Origin of the sequence: Streptomyces phyllanthi, assembly GCF_009377205.1 — a bacterium.
In the GTDB taxonomy this organism is placed as follows: domain Bacteria; phylum Actinomycetota; class Actinomycetes; order Streptomycetales; family Streptomycetaceae; genus Streptomyces; species Streptomyces phyllanthi.
Genome location: NZ_VJZE01000552.1, coordinates 1 through 5,441 on the forward strand (window position 1 = coordinate 1; position 5,441 = coordinate 5,441).

General features: G+C 71.8%; 5 protein-coding genes. 3 read left to right on the plus strand and 2 right to left on the minus strand.

Features of this window, described 5'->3' with window-relative positions:
* Positions 1-107: 107 nt before the first annotated feature.
* Both FNH04_RS40560 and FNH04_RS40565 read right to left on the minus strand, forming a co-directional pair.
* Positions 108-917, minus strand: a complete 810-nt coding sequence (locus tag FNH04_RS40560) for a DUF3097 domain-containing protein (RefSeq protein WP_152791196.1) — start codon at positions 915-917, stop codon at positions 108-110.
* 34 nt (positions 918-951) lie between these two features.
* Entirely contained in the window at positions 952-1,695 is a 744-nt protein-coding gene (locus tag FNH04_RS40565; protein WP_152791197.1) for an MBL fold metallo-hydrolase, read from the minus strand.
* Positions 1,696-1,944: 249 nt separating this feature from the next.
* Here FNH04_RS40565 and hrcA point away from each other — a divergent pair, with 249 nt between their 5' ends.
* The 3 genes from hrcA to FNH04_RS40580 form a co-directional block, all read left to right on the plus strand.
* Positions 1,945-2,961 carry a heat-inducible transcriptional repressor HrcA gene (gene hrcA / locus FNH04_RS40570; RefSeq protein ID WP_152791198.1) on the plus strand — a complete coding sequence of 339 codons (1,017 nt, stop codon included), beginning with the start codon at positions 1,945-1,947 and terminating at the stop codon, positions 2,959-2,961.
* A complete protein-coding gene (gene dnaJ, locus FNH04_RS40575) occupies positions 2,962-4,095 on the plus strand; it encodes a molecular chaperone DnaJ (protein ID WP_322725297.1) in 1,134 nt (377 codons plus the stop codon).
* 259 nt (positions 4,096-4,354) lie between these two features.
* Positions 4,355-5,441 (plus strand): nitronate monooxygenase (locus FNH04_RS40580; RefSeq protein ID WP_152791199.1); only part of this gene is annotated, 1,087 nt, incomplete at its 3' end.

Here is a 5,441-nt window from a genome sequence, read left to right on the forward strand (position 1 = left end):
CGGGTGGGTGGGGGCCGGTCGCGCAGTTCCCCGCGCCCCTGAAGGCCTGGGTCTGGCCCGCACTAGTCAGCCCCTAGGAGCGGCGGGGGCGAAAAACCCCTACGGCCTCAGGCCGGTGCCGTCACGAAGTCGATCAGTTCCTCCACGCGGCCCAGCAGCGCCGGCTCCAGGTCCTTGTACGAGCGCACCGAGTCGAGGATCCGCTGCCAGGCCTCACCCGTGTTCGACACGCGCCAGCCCAGTGCCCGGCACACGCCCGTCTTCCAGTCCTGGCCGTGCGGGATGCGCGGCCACTCCCGGATGCCCACCGAGGCCGGCTTCACCGCCTGCCAGATGTCGATGTACGGATGGCCCACCACCAGCGCGTGCTCGCTCGTCACCGACTCCGCGATGCGCGACTCCTTGGAGCCCGGCACCAGGTGGTCCACCAGGACGCCCAGACGGGCGTCGGGGCCGGGCGCGAAGGCCGTCACGATGGACGGGAGGTCGTCGACGCCCTCCAGGTACTCGACGACCACGCCCTCGATGCGCAGATCGTCACCCCAGACCTTCTCGACCAGCTCGGCGTCGTGGCGGCCCTCCACATAGATGCGCCCGGCACGCGCCACACGCGCGCGTGCCCCGGGGACGGCGACCGAGCCCGAGGCCGTGCGCGTGGGACGTACCGGGGCCGTCGGCGAGGGACGTACGAGCGTCACCACCCGGCCCTCCAGGAGGAAGCCCCGCGGCTCCATCGGGAACACCCGGTGCTTGCCGAAGCGGTCCTCCAGGGTCACCGTGCCCGCCTCGCAGCGGATCACCGCACCGCAGAATCCGGTCCCGGGCTCCTCGACCACCAGGCCGGGATCGGCCGGAACCTCCGGCACGGGCTTGGGCTTCTTCCACGGCGGAGTCAGATCCGGCGAGTACGGGCGCATTCGGATGACGATACGAGAACCGGTGCGGCCCTCCTCACGACACGCCGAAGCGGGCCGCCAGCTCGTCCCGCTGTGCCCGTACGAACGCCGCGTCCACCACCGCCCCGTGCCCCGGCACGTACACCGCGTCCTCCCCGCCGAGCTCCAGGAGCCGGTCCAGGGCGGCCGGCCAGTGCGAGGGGACGGCGTCCGGGCCCGCCTGGGGCTCGCCGGACTGCTCCACCAGGTCGCCGCAGAAGACCACCTCCGGGAACGAGGGCGAGCCGGGGACCAGGACGACCAGGTCGTGGGCCGTGTGCCCCGGGCCGACGTTCGCCAGCAGCACCTGCGTGCCACCGCCCAGGTCGAGCGTCCACTCGCCGGAGACATGGTGCCGGGGCGTCACGAGGAGGTCGGCGGCCTCGGCCGCCTCCTGTGCGTCCAGGCCGCTCCGCACCGCGTCGGCACGCAGGTCCTCGCGTGCGCGTTCCGGAGCGAGGACCCTGTCCAGGCCCACCGCGCCGAACACCTCCACCCCCGCGAAGGACGCCGCGCCGAAGACGTGGTCGAAGTGGGCGTGCGTGAGCGCGAGATGTGTCACACGGTGGTGGCCGCCCAGCAGCGTCCACGCCTCGCCGCGCAACCGCGCGCCCTCCCTCAGACTCGACCCCGCGTCGATCAGGAGAGCGGCACCGTCCCCGACGACCAGCCCGGCCGTGCAGTCCCAGACCGGCAGGCGGCACCGTCCCACGTGCGGACCCAGTTCCTCCCACCCGGCCTCTTCCCAAGTCACCGTCATACGCCGACGCTAACCGCATGCCCCGCTCAGGCACGACGGCCCCCGGAACCAAGTCGGCGTCCATGTCGGCGTCCCGCGCGTACTCGCCGGTACGACATCGTGGGACACGTCGGTACAGGTCGCGCGGTGAGGCCCGGCCGCCCTTGCCGGGGTCGTACCCCACCGCCGTACACTGGGGGGAATGCTGGCACTCGGCTGCGGTGAGTGCCAAGGGGGATGTCGCAGGGCAGGGATCTGGAGGTGCGCGCGATGCTGAGTGAACGCAGGCTCGAAGTGCTGCGCGCCATCGTCCAGGACTATGTCGGCACCGAGGAGCCCGTGGGTTCCAAGGCACTCACCGAGCGGCACAAGCTGGGGGTCTCGCCGGCCACCGTCCGCAACGACATGGCGGCGCTGGAGGAGGAGGGCTACATCGCCCAGCCGCACACCAGCGCCGGGCGCATCCCCACCGACAAGGGCTACCGCCTCTTCGTCGACAAGCTGGCCGCCGTCAAGCCGATGACGCCCCCGGAGCGGCGCGCGATCCAGAACTTCCTGGAGGGTGCCGTCGACCTGGACGACGTGGTCGGCCGGACCGTACGGCTGCTCGCGCAGCTCACACGGCAGGTCGCCGTCGTGCAGTACCCGTCGCTCACGCGGTCCACGGTGCGGCACGTGGAGCTGCTGTCACTGGCTCCGGCGCGCGTGATGCTCGTGCTGATCACGGACACGGGCCGGGTGGAGCAGCGGATGGTCGACTGCCCGGTGCCGTTCGGGGAGACGTCCCTCGCGGACCTGCGCGCGCGGCTCAACAGCCGTGTGGCGGGCCGCCGTTTCGCGGATGTCCCGCGCCTCGTCGAGGACCTGCCGGAGGCTTTCGACCTCGAGGACCGGGGTACCGTCTCGACCGTGCTCTCCACCCTCCTGGAGACGCTGGTCGAGGAGAACGAGGAGCGGCTGATGATCGGCGGAACCGCCAATCTGACCCGCTTCGGGCATGACTTCCCTCTCACCATCCGACCGGTGCTCGAAGCGCTCGAGGAGCAGGTCGTGCTCCTCAAGTTGCTTGGCGAGGCGAAGGATTCGGGCATGACCGTGCGTATCGGTCACGAGAACGCGCACGAGGGGCTCAGCTCCACGTCCGTGGTCTCGGTGGGCTACGGTTCGGGCGGCGAGGCAGTAGCAAAACTCGGCGTGGTCGGACCGACCCGCATGGACTATCCGGGAACGATGGGAGCAGTACGAGCGGTGGCACGTTACGTCGGACAGATCCTGGCGGAGTCGTAAGTGGCCACGGACTACTACGCCGTGCTCGGCGTGCGCCGCGACGCTTCCCAGGAAGAGATCAAGAAGGCGTTCCGGAGGCTCGCGCGCGAGCTGCACCCGGACGTCAACCCCGATCCGAAGACGCAGGAGCGGTTCAAGGAGATCAACGCCGCGTACGAGGTGTTGTCGGACCCGCAGAAGAAGCAGGTCTACGACCTCGGCGGCGACCCGCTGTCCCAGGCGGGCGGCGGCGCGGGGGGCTTCGGCGCCGGTGGCTTCGGCAACTTCTCGGACATCATGGACGCCTTCTTCGGTACGGCGTCCCAGCGCGGCCCGCGGTCGCGCACCCGCCGGGGCCAGGACGCGATGATCCGCCTGGAGGTCGAGCTCGACGAGGCGGCCTTCGGGACGACGAAGGACATCCAGGTCGACACGGCGGTCGTCTGTACGACCTGCAACGGCGAGGGCGCCGCACCGGGTACGTCCGCCCAGACGTGTGACATGTGCCGCGGCCGCGGTGAGGTGTCCCAGGTCACGCGGTCCTTCCTCGGCCAGGTCATGACCTCCCGCCCCTGCCCCCAGTGCCAGGGCTTCGGGACCGTCGTACCGAACCCGTGCCCCGAGTGCGCGGGTGACGGCCGGGTGCGGTCCCGCCGCACGCTGACCGTGAAGATCCCGGCCGGCGTCGACAACGGCACCCGTATCCAGCTCGCGGGCGAGGGCGAGGTCGGCCCCGGCGGCGGTCCCGCCGGTGACCTGTACGTCGAGATCCACGAGCTGCCGCACCCGACCTTCCAGCGGCGCGGCGACGACCTGCACTGCACGGTCACCATCCCGATGACGGCGGCGGCCCTCGGTACCAAGGTGCCGCTGGAGACGCTCGACGGCATGGAGGAGGTCGACATCCGCCCGGGCACCCAGTCCGGCCAGTCGATCCCGCTGCACGGGCGTGGGGTCACGCATCTGCGGGGCGGCGGCCGCGGCGATCTCATCGTGCACGTCGAGGTCACGACCCCGACGAAGCTCGACCCCGAGCAGGAGCGCCTGCTGCGGGAGCTGGCCCAGCTGCGGGGTGAGGAACGGCCGATGGGGCAGTTCCAGCCGGGGCAGCAGGGGTTGTTCTCGCGGTTGAAGGACGCGTTCAACGGGCGGTGACGCCTGCCTGCGTTCGGCCCTGTACCCGGGTTGTATCCGGTCTGTAGTCGGGTCCGGGTTCGCTGATGAGGGTGGGCGCGGGGGTCGGCCCCCGCGCCCGGGTCGCGGTTTTCGGACGCCGAGCAGCAGGGTGTCGGCTGGCTGGATCTCGCCCCTGAAGGAGGGGCTCCACCCTCCCTGACGGGCGCCCATTCCTCTGGCACATGCCAGCCGCAAGGCCGGATTCGGACTTGTCCGGGCGACGTGACACCATGCCGTCATGTCCTCCGCACTGACCGATCTCTGCCGGTATCCGATCGTGCAGGCCCCCATGGCGGGCGGTGTCTCCGTGCCGCAGCTCGCCGCCGCCGTGTCCGAGGCCGGCGGGCTCGGCTTCCTCGCCGCCGGGTACAAGACGGCCGACGGCATGTACCAGGAGATCAAACAGCTGCGCGGACTCACGGGACGCCCCTTCGGGGTGAACCTCTTCACGCCGCAGCCCGAGTATGCCGATCCGGCCGCCGTCGAGGTGTACGCCAACCAGCTCGCCGGCGAGGCCACCTGGTACGAGACCGAGCTGGGCGACCCCGACAGCGGGCGCGACGACGGCTACGACGCCAAACTCGCCGTACTCCTCGACAACTCGGTGCCGGTCGTCTCCTTCCACTTCGGCTGCCCGGCTCCGGAGGTGCTGGCCTCCCTCGCCGCGAAGGGCACACTGACCCTCGTCACCGTGACCACGGCCGACGAGGCGCTGGCCGTGGAGCGCGCCGGGGCCGATGCCGTGATCGTGCAGGGCGTGGAGGCGGGCGGACACCAGGGCACCCATCGCGACGACCCCGAGCGGGACTGCGCCGGTATCGGCCTGCTGTCCCTCGTCGCCCAGGTCCGCGAGGCCGTCTCGCTGCCGATCGTCGCGGCCGGCGGCATCATGCGGGGCAGCCAGATCGCGGCGGTCCTCGCCGCCGGGGCGAGCGCGGCCCAGCTCGGTACGGCGTTCCTCGTCACGCCGGAGTCCGGTGCCAACGCGCTGCACAAGCAGGCGCTGACCAACCCTCTGTTCGTCCGTACGGAGCTGACACGCGCGTTCTCCGGGCGGCCGGCCAGGGGGCTGGTCAACCGCTTCATGCGCGAGCACGGCCCGTACGCCCCTGCCGCGTATCCCCAGGTGCACCACCTCACCTCCGGGCTGCGCAAGGCGGCGGCCCGCTCGGGGGACGCTCAGGGCATGGCGCTGTGGGCGGGGCAGGGGCACCGGATGGCGCGGGCGGTGCCGGCGGGGCAGTTGGTCGAGCTGCTGGCGGCGGAGCTGGCCTCGGCGCGGGGGGTGCTCTCCGGGGGGCCGCAGGGTTCGTCCGGGCCGACGG